Source organism: Streptomyces sp. NPDC017979 (assembly GCF_044328175.1).
In the GTDB taxonomy this organism is placed as follows: Bacteria; Actinomycetota; Actinomycetes; order Streptomycetales; family Streptomycetaceae; genus Streptomyces.
The window spans coordinates 44851-58383 of the sequence record NZ_JBIRGU010000018.1 but is presented as its reverse complement, the minus strand read 5'-3'; the positions used below and the strand labels follow the sequence as shown (position 1 = coordinate 58383).

Annotated in this window: 14 protein-coding genes and 1 riboswitch; of the genes, 11 read left to right on the top strand and 3 right to left on the bottom strand. The window is 72.6% G+C overall.

Features of this window, described 5'->3' with window-relative positions; genetic code table 11:
- The first annotated feature begins 58 nt into the window (after nt 1-58).
- Nucleotides 59-189: riboswitch (FMN riboswitch) on the top strand.
- Between the two features lie 157 nt (nt 190-346).
- From ribD to ACH4E8_RS32200, 8 genes are all read left to right on the top strand, one after another.
- Nucleotides 347-1447: a bifunctional diaminohydroxyphosphoribosylaminopyrimidine deaminase/5-amino-6-(5-phosphoribosylamino)uracil reductase RibD gene (gene ribD, locus ACH4E8_RS32235; RefSeq protein WP_398455001.1), complete on the top strand. Its 1101-nt coding sequence runs from the start codon at nt 347-349 to the stop codon at nt 1445-1447.
- Between the two features lies 1 nt (nt 1448).
- Nucleotides 1449-2057 carry a riboflavin synthase gene (locus ACH4E8_RS32230; protein ID WP_398454999.1) on the top strand — a complete coding sequence of 203 codons (609 nt, stop codon included), beginning with the start codon at nt 1449-1451 and terminating at the stop codon, nt 2055-2057.
- Nucleotides 2054-2698 (top strand): nicotinamide riboside transporter PnuC, encoded by a 645-nt coding sequence (locus ACH4E8_RS32225; protein ID WP_398454997.1) that lies wholly within the window; start codon nt 2054-2056, stop codon nt 2696-2698. Before ACH4E8_RS32230 ends, ACH4E8_RS32225 begins: the two co-directional genes overlap by 4 nt.
- The gene (locus ACH4E8_RS32220; RefSeq protein WP_398454995.1) at nt 2695-3990 is read left to right on the top strand and encodes a bifunctional 3,4-dihydroxy-2-butanone-4-phosphate synthase/GTP cyclohydrolase II; all 1296 of its coding nucleotides are present in this window, start codon (nt 2695-2697) and stop codon (nt 3988-3990) included. Before ACH4E8_RS32225 ends, ACH4E8_RS32220 begins: the two co-directional genes overlap by 4 nt.
- A 71-nt stretch (nt 3991-4061) precedes the next feature.
- The gene (ribH, locus tag ACH4E8_RS32215; RefSeq protein WP_361540981.1) at nt 4062-4547 is read left to right on the top strand and encodes a 6,7-dimethyl-8-ribityllumazine synthase; all 486 of its coding nucleotides are present in this window, start codon (nt 4062-4064) and stop codon (nt 4545-4547) included.
- Nucleotides 4548-4581: 34 nt separating this feature from the next.
- Complete coding sequence (locus ACH4E8_RS32210; RefSeq protein WP_398454993.1) at nt 4582-4863, top strand: phosphoribosyl-ATP diphosphatase; 282 nt, start codon at nt 4582-4584, stop codon at nt 4861-4863.
- 113 nt (nt 4864-4976) lie between these two features.
- Nucleotides 4977-5825, top strand: a complete 849-nt coding sequence (hisG, locus tag ACH4E8_RS32205; RefSeq protein WP_398454991.1) for an ATP phosphoribosyltransferase — start codon at nt 4977-4979, stop codon at nt 5823-5825.
- Nucleotides 5826-5839: 14 nt separating this feature from the next.
- A complete protein-coding gene (locus tag ACH4E8_RS32200) occupies nt 5840-6295 on the top strand; it encodes a PH domain-containing protein (protein WP_398454989.1) in 456 nt (151 codons plus the stop codon).
- Nucleotides 6296-6322: 27 nt separating this feature from the next.
- Here the strand turns inward: ACH4E8_RS32200 and ACH4E8_RS32195 are convergent, their stop codons facing one another.
- Nucleotides 6323-8263, bottom strand: a complete 1941-nt coding sequence (locus ACH4E8_RS32195; RefSeq protein ID WP_398454987.1) for an AAA family ATPase — start codon at nt 8261-8263, stop codon at nt 6323-6325.
- 373 nt (nt 8264-8636) lie between these two features.
- Entirely contained in the window at nt 8637-9221 is a 585-nt protein-coding gene (locus ACH4E8_RS32190) for a uridine kinase (RefSeq protein ID WP_398454986.1), read from the bottom strand.
- 246 nt (nt 9222-9467) lie between these two features.
- Here ACH4E8_RS32190 and ACH4E8_RS32185 point away from each other — a divergent pair, with 246 nt between their 5' ends.
- Entirely contained in the window at nt 9468-10844 is a 1377-nt protein-coding gene (locus ACH4E8_RS32185) for a peptidase C39 family protein (RefSeq protein WP_398454984.1), read from the top strand.
- A gap of 239 nt (nt 10845-11083) precedes the next feature.
- A complete protein-coding gene (locus ACH4E8_RS32180; RefSeq protein ID WP_398454982.1) occupies nt 11084-12256 on the top strand; it encodes an acyl-CoA dehydrogenase family protein in 1173 nt (390 codons plus the stop codon).
- A 140-nt stretch (nt 12257-12396) separates the two neighbouring features.
- Here the strand turns inward: ACH4E8_RS32180 and ACH4E8_RS32175 are convergent, their stop codons facing one another.
- Nucleotides 12397-12813: a hypothetical protein gene (locus tag ACH4E8_RS32175; RefSeq protein ID WP_398454980.1), complete on the bottom strand. Its 417-nt coding sequence runs from the start codon at nt 12811-12813 to the stop codon at nt 12397-12399.
- A gap of 202 nt (nt 12814-13015) precedes the next feature.
- On the opposite strand from ACH4E8_RS32175, the gene ACH4E8_RS32170 reads away from it, so the two are divergent.
- Nucleotides 13016-13468 carry an Lrp/AsnC family transcriptional regulator gene (locus tag ACH4E8_RS32170; protein WP_398454978.1) on the top strand — a complete coding sequence of 151 codons (453 nt, stop codon included), beginning with the start codon at nt 13016-13018 and terminating at the stop codon, nt 13466-13468.
- Nucleotides 13469-13533 lie beyond the last annotated feature (65 nt).

Sequence of the window (13533 nt, the reverse complement as noted above, 5' to 3'; positions counted from 1 at the left end):
CAGAAGGTCACCCGTTTGGCTCATGACCACGCGTGGCACACTGGGTTCGTATCAGCAGCAGCGCACTCCGGGGTCGGTGAAATTCCGAGCCGGCGGTTAAAGTCCGCGACCCGTCCGCCGCCAGCGGTCGGTTGACCAGGTGAAATTCCTGGACCGACGGTGAAAGTCCGGATGGGAGGCAGTGCGCGGCGGGCGGCCCTTGTCGGCACGTCGGCCGTACGGACGCTGATCGCCCCCTTCGCGGGCGGTCGGCGCCTTCGCGGCCCGGCGCAGCCGTGCGGGACCCCCGTTCCTGTCGTCGATCGACGCGCCCCGGAGTCCGTGCCCGAAGAGGCAGGAGGACCCGGTGGCCACCACCGCCGACATCACCGCAATGCGCCGAGCCGTCGCGCTCGCCGCCCGCGGCCTCGGCGCGACCAGCCCCAACCCCGTCGTCGGGTGCGTCATCACCGATGCCACCGGCGCCGTCGTGGGCGAGGGCTACCACCAGCGCGCCGGCGGCCCGCACGCCGAGGTCCACGCCCTGCGCGCGGCCGGCGACCGGGCCCGCGGCGGCACCGCGTACGTCACCCTCGAACCCTGCAACCACACCGGCCGCACCGGCCCCTGCGCCCGCGCCCTGGTGGACGCCGGCGTCCACCGGGTCGTGTACGCGGTCGGGGACCCGAACCCGCAGGCCACCGGCGGTGCCGCGACCCTGCGCACGGCCGGCGTGCACGTCGCGGGCGGCCTGCTCGCCGCCGAAGCGGAGGCGGGCAACACCGCCTGGCTCACCTCCGTGCGCACCGGCCGCCCGCACGTCCTGTGGAAGTACGCCGCCACCCTCGACGGCCGCACCGCCGCCGAAGACCGCACCAGCCGCTGGATCACCTCGCCCGAGGCCCGGGCGGACGTCCACCGGCTGCGCGCCGAAGCGGACGCCGTCGTCGTCGGCTCCGGCACCCTCAAGGCCGACGACCCGCACCTCGCGGTCCGCGGCGTCGCGGGCGCGACCCAGCCGCTGCGGGTCGTCCTGGACACCCGGGCCACGATCCGGGCCGGCGCCCGCGTCCTCGACGACGCGGCACCCACCCTCGTCGCCGTCGGCAAGGACGCCGACACCGGCCACATCCCCGGCGTCGACGTCGTCAGGCTCCCCGCCGATCCGCACACCGGCGCCGCGCTGTCCGTCCCCGCCCTGCTCGCCGAACTGCACGCCCGGGGCGTGCGCTCGGTCCTCCTGGAGGGCGGCGCCACCCTCGCCGGCGCGTTCGTCGCCGCGGGCGCGGTCGACAAGGTCGTCGGCTACCTCGCCCCCGTCCTCCTCGGCGCCGGCCCGGCCGCACTGGGCCGAGCCGGAATCAGCACGATCGCCCAGGCGTTGCGGCTCGACATGACCGAGGCCGTACGCATCGGGCCCGACCTGCGGATCACCGCCGTCCCCGCCACCGCCCCCAAGGAGCGCTGAAGTGTTCACCGGAATCGTCGAAGAGCTGGGCGAAGTCACCGCCGTCGAGGACCTCGGCGACGCCTCCCGCTTCCGCCTGCGCGGCCCCCTCGTCACCGAAGGCGCCCGGCACGGCGACTCCATCGCCGTCAACGGCGTCTGCCTCACGGTCGTCGAGACGGCCGACGGCGAGTTCACCGCCGACGTGATGGCCGAGACCCTGAAGCGCTCCAGCCTCGGCGCCCTCGCCGTCGGCGGGCGCGTCAACCTGGAGCGCCCGACCCCCGTCGGCGGACGCCTGGGCGGCCACATCGTCCAGGGCCACGTCGACGGCGTCGGCACCATCACCGCCCGGACCCCCTCCGAGCACTGGGAGGTCGTCGAGGTCGCGCTCCCCGCACCGCTCGCCCGCTACGTCGTCGAGAAGGGCTCCATCACCGTCGACGGCGTCAGCCTCACGGTCGTGGACGCGGGCGACGACCGGTTCACCGTGAGCCTCATCCCCACCACCCTCGCCCTGACCACGCTCGGCGTGAAGCAGGTCGGCGACCCGGTCAACCTGGAGGTCGACGTGATCGCCAAGTACGTGGAGCGGCTGCTCGGCGCCCGCGCGGGGGAGACGGATCGATGAGCGCCGTCTCCTGGCTGAACACGGAGGCGTTCACCGCCTTCGGCCAGCACATCCTGTGGTCCGACATGATCGGCAGCTCCATCGGCCTGTTCGCGCTCGCCCTCGGCTGGCGCCGCTCGGTGTGGACCTGGCCCGCCCAGCTCGCGTCCGGCGCCGTACTCGTCGCCGCGTACTCCTCCGCCCAGCTCAGCGGTGGCGTCGGCAAGCAACTCCTGGTCATCGCGCTCGCCCTGTGGGGCTGGCGGCAGTGGACCCGGGGCGACCGCCGGGCGCAGGACGGCTCCGTCGCCGTGCGCTTCGCCACCTGGAAGGAGCGCGGGGCGCTCGCCGGCGGGGCGCTGCTGGGCACCCTCGCCGTCGGCGGGCTCTTCAGCCTGTACCCCTCGCTGTCCTGGAGTCCCTGGGCCGACGCGTACATCTTCGTCGGCACCCTCGTCGCGATGGTCGCCCAGGCCCGCGGGCTCGTCGAGTTCTGGTTCGCCTGGCTGCTCGTCGACCTCGTCGGCGTGCCCCTCGCCTTCAACAGCGGCCTGGCCTTCTCCGGCCTGGTCTACGTGATCTACTTCGCCCTCGTCCTGTGGGGCCTGCGCGACTGGTGGCAGCGCTCGCGCACCCCCGCCCTGGAAGGAGCACCGGCATGACTGCGGCCCCCACGTGGTACTCCACCGACAACGTCGAGGACCTCGCCCTCGACCCGGTCGAACAGGCCGTCCACGACATCGCCGCCGGCCGGCCGGTGGTCGTCGTCGACGACGAGGACCGCGAGAACGAGGGCGACCTCGTCATCGCGGCCGAAAAGGCCACCCCCGAGATCGTCGCCTTCATGATGAGCGAGTGCCGCGGGCTGATCTGCGCCCCCATGGAGAGCGACGAACTCGACCGGCTCGACCTCCCGCAGATGGTCGAGCGGAACACCGAGTCCATGCAGACCGCCTTCACCGTCTCCGTCGACGCCGCGCCCCGGCACGGCGTGACCACCGGCATCTCCGCGGCCGACCGCGCCACCACCCTGCAACTGCTGGCCGACGGCACCGCAGGACCGGCCGACTTCGTCCGCCCGGGACACGTCTTCCCGCTGCGGGCCAAGCCCGGGGGAGTGCTCACCCGCAACGGCCACACCGAAGCCGCGGTCGACCTCGCCCGGCTCGCCGGGCTGCGCCCCGCCGGCGCGATCGTGGAGATCGCCGGCGAGGACGGGGTGATGCTGCGGCTGCCGGAGCTGATCCCCTTCGCCCGCAAGCACGGCCTGACGATCATCTCCATCGAGGACCTGATCGCCTACCGCCGCGCCTCGGAGCCCACCGTGCGGCGCGAGGCCGCCGTCGACCTGCCCACCGCCTTCGGCCGGTTCACCGCCTACGGCTACCGCTCCACCCGCGACGGCGTCGAGCACGTCGCCCTCGTCCACGGCGACCTCGGCGACGGCGGCAGCGACGACGTACTGGTGCGCATCCACTCCGAGTGCCTGACCGGCGACATCTTCCACTCCCTGCGCTGCGACTGCGGACCCCAGCTCCAGGAGTCCATGCGGCGCATCGTCGAAGCGGGCCGGGGCGTCGTGGTGTACCTCCGCGGCCACGAGGGCCGCGGCATCGGACTGATGTCCAAGCTGCGCGCGTACGAACTCCAAGAGCGCGGCCGGGACACCCTCGACGCCAACTTGGAACTCGGGCTGCCCGCCGACGCCCGCGACTACGCGGCCGGCGCCCGGATCCTCGCCGACCTCGGGGTGCGCGGCCTTCGGCTGATGACCAACAACCCCGACAAGATCAGCGCGCTGGAGGAGCACGGCCTGACCGTGCACGGCCGCGTGCCGATGCCGCTCCAGGCGGGCGAGCACAACCTGCGCTACCTGCGGACCAAGCGCGACCGGATGGGGCACGACCTGCCCTGGCTCGACCCCGGCGCGGTCTCCGCCTGCAGCAACCAGTAGACACCGCCCGGCACCACCGGCCACCATCCCGACCAACCGAGCTCCACCCACCACCTGCACCGAGGAGAAGCGTGAGCGGCAAGGGCGCACCCGAACTGTCCGTACGTAACTGCGGGGACCTGCGCGTCGCCGTGGTCGCCGCCCAGTGGCACGAAAAGGTGATGGACGGCCTCGTCGAAGGCGCCCTGCGGGCCCTGCGCGAACTGGGCATCGACGAGCCGACGCTGCTGCGCGTCCCCGGCAGCTTCGAGCTGCCCGTGGTCGCCAAGGTCCTCGCCGGCCGCGGCTACGACGCCGTCGTCGCCCTCGGCGTCGTCATCCGCGGCGGCACCCCGCACTTCGAATACGTCTGCCAGGGCGTCACCCAGGGGCTGACCCAGGTCTCCGTGGACACCGGAGTCCCCATCGGCTTCGGGGTGCTCACCTGCGACACCGAGGAGCAGGCCCTGGACCGGGCCGGCATCGAGGGCTCCCGCGAGGACAAGGGGCACGAGGCGGTGACCGCCGCCGTCGCCACCGCGGCGACGCTGCGCTCCGTGAGCGAGCCCTGGCGCTGAGCGGGCCGCCCGGACCCCGTACCCTGAGACCATCATGGCGAACACGACCCGCAAAAGTTTCGAAGAACTCTTCGCCGAGCTCCAGCTCAAGGCGGAGACCGGCGACCCCGCCACCTCCCGCACCGCCGAACTGGTCGACAAGGGCGTCCACGCCATCGGCAAGAAGGTCGTGGAGGAGGCCGCCGAGGTGTGGATGGCCGCCGAGTACGAGAGCAAGGAAGCCGCCGCGGAAGAGATCTCGCAGCTCCTCTACCACGTCCAGGTGATGATGGTGGCGCGCGGGATCTCCCTCGACGACGTCTACTCCCACCTCTGAGCCGTCCCGACCGACCGTTCCCGCCGGATCCCTCCCGACCGCACGTCCGCGCCGAATTCAGCACCGAACCGCCCAGCACGCATCCGTAGATCACAGAAGGAAGCCGATCACTCATGTTGCGCATCGCCGTCCCCAACAAGGGTTCACTGTCCGGGCCTGCGGCGGCGATGCTCCATGAGGCCGGCTACCAACAGCGCAAGGAGTCCAAAGAGCTGGTGCTCGTGGACCCCGAGAACGAGGTCGAGTTCTTCTACCTCCGCCCGCGCGACATCGCGATCTACGTCAGCTCCGGCCGGCTCGACATCGGCATCACCGGCCGTGACCTGCTGCTGGACTCCGGGGCGAACGCCGAGGAGATCCTCCAGCTCGGCTTCGCCCGCTCCACCTTCCGCTACGCCACCCGCCCCGGCACTGCGGGCGGCGTGCAGGACTTCACCGGCATGACCGTCGCCACCTCGTACGAGGGCGTCGTCGCCAAGCACCTCGCCGAGCAGGGGATCGACGCCTCCGTCGTCCACCTCGACGGGGCCGTGGAGACCGCGATCGAGCTGGGCGTCGCCCAGGTCATCGCGGACGTCGTCGAGACCGGGACCTCCCTGCGCAACGCGGGCCTGGAGATCGTCGGCGAGCCGATCATGACCTCCGAGGCGATCGTCATCCGGCGTACCGGCGCGGAGCCGGAGGACCCCAAGGTGCAGCAGTTCCTCCGCCGCCTCCAGGGCGTCCTGGTCGCCCGCAGCTACGTGATGATGGACTACGACTGCCGGGTCGAGCACCTGGAGCAGGCCGTCGCCCTGACCCCCGGCCTCGAATCGCCCACCATCTCCCCGCTGCACCACGAGGGCTGGGTGGCCGTCCGCTCGATGGTCGAGGCCAAGGACGCCCAGCGGGTCATGGACGACCTGTACGAGTTGGGCGCCCGCGCCATCCTCACCACCGCCATCCACGCCTGCCGGCTCTGAGGACCATCCGAACCATGTCCACGCACCAGCCCGGATCCCCCGCGCTCCCCGTCACCTTCCGCCCCGGCCGCACCCGCGTCGTGCTGCTGTGCGTCGGCACGGTCATGTTCACCGTGATCAGTGCCGTCGGGCTCACCCTCGACCGGCTGAGCGCGGGGGAGCGGGCCAGCTTCGTCGTCACCGCCGGCCTCTTCCTCTTCGTGCTCTACCTGCTCGCCCGGCCCAAGGTCGTCGCGGACGAGGACGGGGTCACGGTCGTCAACATCACGCGGGTGCGCCGGCTGGCGTGGGCCGAGATCCTGCGGGTGAACCTGCGTCCCGGCGACCCCTGGGTCTATCTCGACCTCAGCGACGGCACCAGCCTGCCGGCGCTCGGCATCCAGCCGGGCATCGCGCAGCGCAAGGCCGTCGCCGACGCCCGTGCGCTGCGCGCGCTGGCCGAGTCCCGGAGCACTTCGAACCCAGCTTGAGCCGTCTGACCTGCCGGAACCCGGTCGTCAGGGCGACGGCGGGTCCTGCGGGCCGCGCTCCAGGGGGCCGCGGCCCGACAGGACCTCCCCGTACGCCTGCATCAGATCGGGCAGCCGCAGGGTCGACAGGTCCTCCCGGGTCGGCGTGCCGGGGTAGCCGGAGAGCCGCAGGTCGCGGTAGGCGCAGCTCTTCTCGTAGAGCGTGCGCAGGAAGCGGCCGTTGCCCAACTCGTCGATCCAGCGCTGGTCGACCACGTGGCCGCAGATGGAGCGCAACTCCTCGATCGACTCCTCGTCCCAGCCGTCGCCGTTCTCCGCGGCCAGCACTTCGCCGATCGCGGTCAGCTCCAGCGGACGGTAGGAGGGGAAGTCGACCCGGGTGGCGAAGCGGGAGGTCAGCCCGGGGTTGGCGGTCAGGAGCCGATCCATCCCCTCGGGATATCCGGCGAGGATGACCACGAGTTGGTCGCGGCTGTCCTCGGCGCGTTTGAGCAGGACCTGGAGCGCCTCGTCGCCGTACGCGTCGCCCTTGGCGTAACCGGAGTTGGACAGGCTGTACGCCTCGTCGACGAAGAGGACCCCGCCGAGCGCCGAGTTGATCAGGTCGTTGGCCTTCACCGCGGTCTGCCCGAGGAACTCGCCCACCAGGTCGGCGCGTTGCGCCTCCACCAGGTGGTCGCCGCCGAGCAGCCCCAGTGCGTAGAAGACCCGGCCGAGTATCCGTGCGACCGTGGTCTTGCCGGTGCCGGAGGGGCCGGAGAAGACGAAGTGGCGCTTCGGGGGCTGTACGGGCAGGCCCTGGCTGGCCCGTAGCCGCGCCATCTCCAGCTGCGCCGACAACGCCTTGACCTGGCGTTTGACCGGATCCATCCCGACCATGCGCTCCAACTCGGCCAGCGCCTGGGCGAGCAGCACGGGATCGGTGGGGCCGGCGGGGAAGGGCGGGGGAGAGCCGGGGGACGAAGCGGACTCGCGGCGCCGGATCGCCTCGGGCACCGCGCCGGGGCCCGCGCCGGGCGGCTGGGTCGACACGTCGGGCGGGGCGGTCGGATCGAGCGGGGACGCCGGGTCCCCGCCGGGCCGCAGCTCCGTCGCCGTCGGCCCCTCCGCCTCGACCTCCGCCGCCTCCTGGCCGCCGTAGCCGGCGAGGCTGACCGCGAGGCCCGCCGCGTCGTAGCCGACGACGGCGTCCACCCCGTCCAGGCCGTCGAACTCCGCGATCGCGGCGAGCCGGGCCGCGGTGTCCATGAACGCCGGGTCGATGCGGTGCACCGCGCGGTACAGCGGCAGGGCCGCCGCGGTCCGGCCGGTGCCCTCGTGGGCGCGGGCCAGCCAGTACCGCAATTCCTTGCGCTGCGGCTGTTCGCTGCGGCACCGCATCAGGGCGGTCGCCAACATCGGTTCCGCCTGCCCGTACATCTCCAGGCGCACCCGCGCCATCCCGGCGAAGAGCCCGGCCTCGATCCCCAGCAGCGGATCGTGCACCAACTGCTCGGTGTGGCGGACGAGTTGTTCCCAGTCCTTGACGAGGTAGGCGCGGCAGGCGTGCAGAAAGCGGACCTGTGGATCGGTGTCGATCGGCGGCAGTCCGGCGAGGGCCCGGTCCAGCTCCGGGACGTGGCGGCCGTCGAGCCAGTGGGAGGCGTGGGCGAGCAGCAGGTCGCGGGGGCTCTCCAGGACCGGTTGGACCCACCAGCCGAGCCAGTACCAGGAGTTCAGGGTGCGGCGGTGGCGGTGGCGCTGTTCGCCGAAGCGGTCCCGGGCCCGGAACATCCGGAGCAGGGCGTTCGCGGTGTCCACCCGCAGGGCGTGGAGCCCGAGCCAGCCGTCGGCCATCCCGGGGTCGAGCCGTACGGCGGTGCGGAACTCCTCTTCGGCCTGCGGATAGGCCCCCATGGTGTACGCGTCGACGCCGCGCACCCAGGCGAGGTCGGCCGGGGCGGTGCCGCCCTGCGTGCCGATGTCCATCAGGTCCCCCACAAGTACACCGACGTAAACCACCTTGTCGCGGACGGGAATTGGCCCGGCCGAGGCCCCACCGAAGGGCATCGTACCTGCGGGGGGACGCCTGGTTTAAGGCCACCGGGGAGTGATCCGGCGACGGTGACCGAGGGTTAGGAGTGGCGGCCGGCGGCGGCGCCGGGAAGGCAGAACGAAGCCCCCGATCACGGGGGAACAACCGGGGGCTTCGCGTCTGCGGCAGCTTCGAAAAGCCGCACATTGAGAACGTAAGACCTGGACACCCCCCGGGTCAAGCGGAGTTCGGGCACTGATGAGGCGGATTCCCGACGCGGGGCGCTGACCGGTGGAGCGCGTCACTCTATGTGATGATCCGACGCGCTCATGCGGTCGCCATCGGCCCCGGGTGCACCTCGTACCCCTCGGGGCACTCCTGAACCAGTGCATCAGCGAACGGGCGCGAAGGATCGGCCAGGAAGTGTTGGGTCTCGGCCACGGTCCAGCTGTCCCAGAAGGCCGAAAGGCCGATTCCGTCCCGTTGCCGGCCCCGTAGCCACGAGTCCTCGGGCGAGCGCTCCATCCACAACAGCCGGGCCAGGTGCGGGCGGAGCGCGCCGCGGCCCGCGCCCACCCCCTCGATCAGCACCACGGGGGCGGCCGGCAGCTCCCGCGCCGGGGCGAAGTGCCGCGCCACCCAGTCGTACGGCTCGTAGTGCGCCGTGACGCCCCGCGACAGCGGATCGACGACCTGGGCGAGCACCCGGCCGGTCCAGTCGAAGTACGCCTCGTGACTGGCGAGGTCGTCGAGGTGCAGCACCGGCACCTCCCCGCCGAGCACGGCGGCGAGCCGCGCGGCGAAGGTGCTCTTGCCCGAGCCGGCGTGCCCGTCGACCGCGACCAGGCGCACCGGCCCGCAGGAGGGCGGCCCCGCGTACAGCGACCCGGCGAGTCGGTCCACATCGTCCACACCACCACCCTACGGGGGCCCGCCCGCAGCCGCCCGTGGGTGCGGCACCCGTCGCCCGACCTGGCACGGAAGGCAGCCCGGGCGCCAGTGGACCAGACCAATATTGGTCGTACGACGCAGGGCCCGAGCGCTGGCCCAAACGGCGAGCAGGGGTGATAGTGGCCTCCGGCGCGGCCCGCGAGAGCCGTGCCGACCCGCGGGCGGCGGCCCGCGCCATCCACTGGGCGCACTCGACTTGGGGGTTCCATGGCCAGAGCCACTTCGCGCAGGTCCGTGCTGGGCGCGGCGATCGCCGCGGCGGCCGGAGCCGGGGCGCTGTCCACCTCCACCGCCGTCCCGGCGGTCGCCGCGTCCGACCCGACCGACGTTCCCGATGCGCCCGTGAGGACCACCCGGACCGTGGACAACCGTTTCTGGACCTCTTACACCGACTGGCGCTGCGGCGCCGCCGAGGGCACCCGCGCCGCACCCGGCCAGCGCCCCGGGGTGGTGATCGACCGGGCCGTGGGCGTGCTGGACCACACTGATCCGCACACCGGGCGGACCGAGCGCTACGAGTACGCCACCTGGACCTCGCCCGAGCACCGCTCCGCGGTGCCGGCGACCGAGGTGGTGGCCTCGTGGAACGCGCACACCCCCGCCGGCACCTGGATCCAGGTCGAGCTCGGCGGCACCTACTCGGACGGCACCCGCACCCCCTGGTACGTCATGGGCCGCTGGGCGGCCGGCGACGGCGACATCCGGCGCACCTCGGTCGACGACCAGACCGACGGCAGGTCGAGCATCTGGACCGACACCTTCTCCGTGAACGACGCGGCGAGCGGGCTGCGGCTGGCCGCGTACCGGCTGCGCCTGACGCTGTACCGCAGGCCCGGCACCCGTCCGACGCCCACGGTGTGGCGGCTGGGCGCGATGGCGTCGGACGTGCCGGACCGCTTCACCGTGCCGGCGTCCGAGCCGGGCCCGGCGCGCGAGTTGGCCGTGCCGCGCTACTCGCAGAACATCCACATCGGTCGGTACCCGGAGTACGACAACGGCGGCGAGGCGTGGTGCAGCCCGACCTCGTCACAGATGATCGTCGAGTACTGGGGGCGCAAGCCCACCGCCGACGACCTGGCCTGGGTGAACCCGGCCTTCGACGACCCCCAGGTGTGCCACGCGGCCCGGCAGACCTACGACTACCAGTACCAGGGCTGCGGGAACTGGCCCTTCAACGCGGCCTACGCGGCCACCTACCCCGGCATGAACGCCGTGGTGACCCGGCTCGCCTCGCTCACGGACCTGGAGCGGCTGATCCGGGTGGGGATACCGGCGATCACCTCGCAGTCCTTCCGCAAGGAGGAGCTGACGGGCGCGGGCTACGGCACGGCCGGCCACCTGATGACGGTCATCGGCTTCACGCCGGACGGGGACGTGATCGCCAACGACCCGGCGTCCGACCACAACGAGGCCGTGCGCCGCGTCTACCGCCGCCGCGAGTGGGAGAACATCTGGCTGCGGACCAAGCGGTACAACGCCAGCGGTCGGGTGGTGTCCGGCACCGGCGGCATCTGCTACCTCTTCTGGCCCGAGCGCCCCACGCCGGCCCAGCGCAAGGCGCTGGCGGCCTTCAACATCCACTGAGCGCCGGCGGGGCCGGCACCCGGGGTGCCGGGGCCACGGGGCGCCGTCGGGCCATCGGGAGGGTTCTTTCCCCTGGTGACGCGGGTACGAAGATCGGGCATACTCGACGCGCCGACACAGCCGTGCAGCCGTTTCGCGATCCGGAAGGGCAGCATCGGCGTGGCAGAAAAACCGGTGCCGCGTGCACCCACCCATGGGGCGCGCGACCCGCATCGCCCGACAGGGAGGAGAGTGCCGCAATGCCCGACCGCGCCCCGCAGCCGGTGGAACGTGAGCTGCCGACCGAGGAGGCCAGGGACCTGATCGCCCTGGTGCGAGACATCGCCCAGCGGGAGATCGTCCCCCGGGCCGCCGAGGAGGAGGACAGCGGCCGCTTCCCCCGGGACACCTTCGCCCTGCTCTCCGAGTCGGGGCTCCTCGGACTGCCCTACGCGGCCGAGTACGGCGGCGGTGACCAGCCGTACGAGGTGTACCTCCAGGTCCTGGAGGAACTCGCCGCCGCCCGGCTGACCGTGGGCCTCGGCGTCAGCGTCCACTCGCTGTCCTGCCACGCCCTGGCCGGCTACGGCACGAAGGAGCAGCGGGCCGAGCACCTGCCCGCGATGCTCGGCGGCGGGCTCCTCGGCGCGTACTGCCTCTCCGAGCCCTCCTCCGGCTCCGACGCGGCGTCCCTGCGCACCCGCGCCGTGCGCGACGGCGACGACTGGGTGCTGACCGGCACCAAGGCGTGGATCACCCACGGCGGCGTCGCCGACTTCTACACCGTCTTCGCCCGCACCGGCCAGGACGGGCCCCGGGGCATCACCGCCTTCCTGGTCCCCGGCGACGCCGAGGGGCTGGCCCCCGCCGCGCCGGAGAAGAAGATGGGCATGAAGGGCTCGCCCACCGCCCAGATCCACTTCGACGGCGTACGGGTCCCCGACGGCCGGCGCATCGGCGACGAGGGACAGGGTTTCGGCATCGCGCTCGGGGCGCTGGACACCGGTCGGCTCGGCATCGCCGCCTGCGCGGTCGGCGTCGCCCAGGCGGCGCTGGACGAGGCGGTGCGCTACGCCGCGGGGCGGCAGCAGTTCGGCCGGCCCGTCGCGGACTTCCAGGGGCTGCGGTTCCTCCTCGCAGACATGGCCACCAAGGTGGAGGCGGGGCGGGCGCTGTACCTGACCGCGGCCCGGCTGCGGGACGCCGGTCGGCCCTTCTCGAAGCAGGCCGCGATGGCCAAGCTGTTCTGCACGGACGCGGCGATGAGCGTCACGACGGACGCGGTGCAGGTGCTCGGCGGCTACGGCTACACCGCGGACTTCCCCGCGGAGCGCTATCTGCGCGAGGCCAAGGTCCTCCAGATCGTGGAGGGCACCAACCAGATCCAGCGGATGGTGATCGCCCGCCACCTGCTGGGCCCCGAGTCCCGCTGACCCGACCCGGGCCGCGTGGGGGCGCCTTCCGCCGGCGGACGACAACCGGCAGAAACAAAGGGGGTCGGGCAGTCAGCCCGGCCCCCTTCCGCGTGCCGTTCGATCGTGGGGCCGCTGCGTCCGGCCGGCCCTGCGCGCCCTCAGGCCGCGCGGTGACGCATCGGCGGGAACCGCCGCGGGCGCGAGCCGGGTCCCCCGACGTGGGAGAACGGCTGCATGCGCCAGTCCAGCCCCTGAGGCAGCGTCAACAGCAGCCCCATGCCCTGCTCCTGGGGCTCCATCGTCTCGTCGGCGGGGCGGGCCTGGGTCGCCGGGCGCCCGGTGCCCGAGCAGACGGTGAGCCCGAAGGGGTTCCAGGGGGTGGGGCACAGGGCGTGCTCCGGAAGCACGTCCTCCTCGGCGAGGAGGGCGATTGGCTGCGCGCAGTCCGGGCAGACGACCCGGTACATGTCGAAGGTGTCGTAGGCGCTCGGCTCGTCCAATTCGGCAGACCTCGCAGACTCCGCCGGATCAACAGGCTCCGGTTCGGTGCGGACGCTCTTCTTGACGCTCTGCATGGAGTACTCCCCCTCAGGTGGGCCAACCCGGCTCATGTGGCCTCGACCACAGCAAGCACTTCCCCATGGGCCCCCCGGATAACCGTCCGGTCACGACGGACACCCCTCAGGGTATGTGGCGTTGGTCACACGAACGCCTTCGATGCGTTCGGCGCGGCGTACGGGTGTGCTGGAAGGCCCGTCGGCAATTAAGTTGATCCGCATGGAGGAGCTGGATCGTCAGATCGTTGAGTTGCTGGTCAAGGACGGGCGGATGAGCTACACCGACCTGGGCAAGGCCACCGGGCTGTCCACCTCGGCGGTGCACCAGCGCGTCCGCCGGCTGGAACAGCGCGGAGTCATCCGCGGCTACGCGGCCGTGGTCGACCCGGAGGCGGTGGGGCTGCCGCTGACCGCGTTCATCTCGGTCAAGCCCTTCGACCCCAGCGCCCCCGACGACATCGCCGAACGCCTCGCGGGCGTCCCGGAGATCGAGGCGTGCCACAGCGTCGCCGGCGACGAGAACTACATCCTCAAGGTGCGCGTCGCCGCGCCGGTGGAGCTGGAGAACCTGCTCACCCGCATCCGCTCCCTCTCCGGCGTCTCCACCCGCACCACCGTCGTCCTCTCCACCCCCTACGAGGCCCGTCCGCCGCGCATCAAGGGCGCACCCTAGGCGTCGCCCCGCGCGGGAGCCCAGGGCGGGCCCGGGGGCGGCGAAGGCGCGACCTAACCTGGTCG